This is a genomic window from Roseisolibacter sp. H3M3-2, assembly GCF_029211165.1.
GTDB lineage: Bacteria > Gemmatimonadota > Gemmatimonadetes > Gemmatimonadales > Gemmatimonadaceae > Roseisolibacter.
Map to the genome: position 1 here is coordinate 1 of NZ_JARGEK010000501.1, position 2,775 is coordinate 2,775.

At 76.1% G+C, this 2,775-nt stretch carries 3 protein-coding genes; all 3 read left to right on the forward strand.

Annotated features, from left to right (window positions below; all coding sequences use genetic code 11):
- Nucleotides 1-179: 179 nt before the first annotated feature.
- On the forward strand, nt 180-797 hold the full coding sequence (locus PYV61_RS23635) for a nicotinamidase (protein WP_275836332.1): 618 nt from the start codon (nt 180-182) through the stop codon (nt 795-797).
- 153 nt (nt 798-950) lie between these two features.
- Nucleotides 951-1,304 carry a PadR family transcriptional regulator gene (locus PYV61_RS23640; protein ID WP_275836333.1) on the forward strand — a complete coding sequence of 118 codons (354 nt, stop codon included), beginning with the start codon at nt 951-953 and terminating at the stop codon, nt 1,302-1,304.
- Nucleotides 1,301-2,775, forward strand: a 1,475-nt coding sequence (locus tag PYV61_RS23645) for an ABC transporter permease (protein WP_275836334.1), incomplete at its 3' end; no start/stop codon positions are given. The genes PYV61_RS23640 and PYV61_RS23645, both read left to right, overlap by 4 nt.

Below are 2,775 nucleotides of genomic sequence, written 5' to 3' on the forward strand. Positions count from 1 at the left end.
GTCGGGGGCGTCGCCGAGCACGGCGAGGGCGGTCCCGGTGCGCGGCAGCCGCAGCGCGACGGGGGCGCCGCCGTCGGCCGGCGGGAGCGCGGCGTCGGGGAGGCGCGGGCGGCGCACTGGGACGTCGGTGGCGTCGTCGGTATCCATTGAGCCGGACATTCCGTACAACATCCCTGCCAATGGATTCGACCACCGCGCTGATCGTCGTCGACGTGCAGCCCGACTTCCTCCCCGGGGGCGCGCTGGCCGTCGCCGACGGGGACGCGATCCTCGCCCCGCTGGCCGCGCTGCTGGAGCGGCTCCCGTACGCGCTCGCCGTGGCGACGCAGGACTGGCACCCGCCGGGGCACGCCTCGTTCGCGAGCGCGCACGCCGGGCGCCGCCCGTTCGACGAGGTCACGCTGCACGGCCACCCGCAGACGCTGTGGCCGGACCACTGCGTCCAGGGCACCTACGGCGCCGAGCTGCACCGCGGGCTGCCGTGGAACGCGGTGTCGGCCGTCGTGCGGAAGGGGACGCAGCGCGACGTCGACTCGTACAGCGGCTTCCGCAACAACTGGGACGCCGACGGGCGCCGCCCCGCGACCGGGCTCGCCGGCTACCTCCGCGAGCGCGGCATCACCGACGTCGCGGTGTGCGGGCTGGCGCGCGACTTCTGCGTGAAGTGGACGGCCGAGGACGCGGCGGCCGCCGGCTTCGGGACGACGGTCCTGTGGGAACTCACGCGGTCGGTCGTCCCCGCCTCCGACGCGCGCGTGCGGGCGGACCTCGAGCGCGCGGGCGTCCGCATCGGGTGACGCTGCGGGCTGCGGGCTGCGGACTGCGGGTTCGAATCCGCAGCCCGCAGCCCGCAGCCTTTTCGAACCACTCGTGAACCCTCCCCTCCCCTGGCCGATCTAAGGGAACGTCGTCAGCTTCTCCCCTAGACCAGAAGAGGAAAGGAGGCGTCGGTGTTCGCCAAGGATTCGGGACTGCTCCAGGGCACCCTCGAGCTGCTCGTGCTCAAGACCCTCACGTGGGGCCCCATGCACGGCTACGGCATCGCCAGCTGGATCGAGAGCTCGACCGGCGACGCCCTGCGCGTCGAGGAGGGGTCGCTCTACCCCGCCCTGTACCGCATGACGCGGAAGGGGTGGATCCGCGGCGAGTGGGGGGTCTCCGAGAACAACCGGAAGGCCAAGTTCTACGTCCTCACCGCCGAGGGGGAGCGCCAGTTCCGCGAGCAGTCGTCCGGCTGGCAGCGGTTCGCCGCCGCCGTCACCCTGGCCGTCGGCACGACGCGCGCGCCGGCGTGGGCGCGATGACCATGCGCCCCTTCCGCCGCCCCCCGCAGCAGGAGGTGGACGCCGAGCTGGCGTTCCACCTCGAGGAGCGCGTCCGCGAGTACGAGGCGCGCGGCATGGCCCCCGCCGAGGCGCGCGCCCGCGCGCTCGCGCGCTTCGGCGACGTCGGCACGGTGCGCAGCGAGTGCGCCGAGCTGCTGGCCGAGGACCGGCGCGCCGAGCACCGGCGCGGCTGGCGCGAGGACCTCGGGCAGGACCTGCGCTACGGCGTGCGCGCGCTGCGCCGCGCGCCGGTGTTCGCGCTGCTCGCCGTCGTCACGCTGGCCCTCGGCATCGGCGCCAACGCGGCGGTGTTCGGCGTCGTGAAGTCGGTGCTGCTCGACGCGCTGCCGTACGCCGGCGCCGACCGCGTGGTGCGCGTGTACGGGCGCTGGGCGCAGGGGAGCACCGACAAGGGGCCGCTGAGCGCGGGCACCATCCGCGACGTGCGCGAGCGGCAGCGCGCCTTCGAGCGGCTGGCCGCGTTCGAGGGGACGCCGCGCGAGGCGACGCTGCTGGCCGGCGACGACCCGCGCGTGGTGAAGGTGCTGTGGGCGGAGCCGGAGCTGTTCCGCACCCTCGGCGTCGCGGCGGGGCGCGGGCGGCTGCTGCGCGACGAGGACGCGCAGGCCGACACCGCGTTCAGCGTGCTCCTCACCCACGAGGCGTGGCATCGGCACTTCGGCGGCGACCCCGCCGTCGTCGGCGGCCGGCCCGTACTGGTGAACGGGATCCCGCGCTCGGTGGTCGGCGTGCTGCCGCGCGGCTTCGTCGGCCCCGAGGGGTCGGTCGACTTCTACTTCCCGCTGCTCGGCTGGCGGCAGGCGCTGGCCGACCCGGTGCGCGCGTACCGGCGGCAGAACTACGGGCTCGTGGGGCGGCTGCGCGCCACGGCCACCGTCGAGCAGGCGCGCGGCGAGGTCGCGGCCATCGGCGAGGCGATCGCGCGCGAGCAGCCGGAGGGGAACTCGGGCGTGTCGCTGGCGACGCTCCCGGTGCGCGACGCGATGGTCGGCGACACGCGCACGGCGCTCGTCGTCCTGATGGCGAGCGCGGGGCTGGTGCTGGTGATCACGTGCGCCAACCTCGCCGGCGCGATGCTCTCGCGCACGCTGTCGCGCCGCAAGGAGTTCGCGGTGCGCGCGGCGCTCGGCGCGGGGCGCGGGCGGCTGGCGCGCCAGCTCCTCACCGAGAGCACGGTGCTGGCGGTCGCCGGCGGGGCGCTCGGGATCCTGCTGGCGGTGGTCGCGCTGCGCGCGCTGCGCGGGCAGGCGCTGGCGGCGCTCCCGTCGTACGCCGAGCTGGTGCTCGACGGCGGCGCGCTGGCGGTGACGGCGGCGCTGGCGGTGCTGACGTTCGTCGTCGTCGGGCTGGCGGCGGCGCTCGCGGTGGGGCGCGGCGACGTGCAGGCCACGCTGCGCGAGGAGGGGCGCGGCGCCAGCGAGGGGCGGCG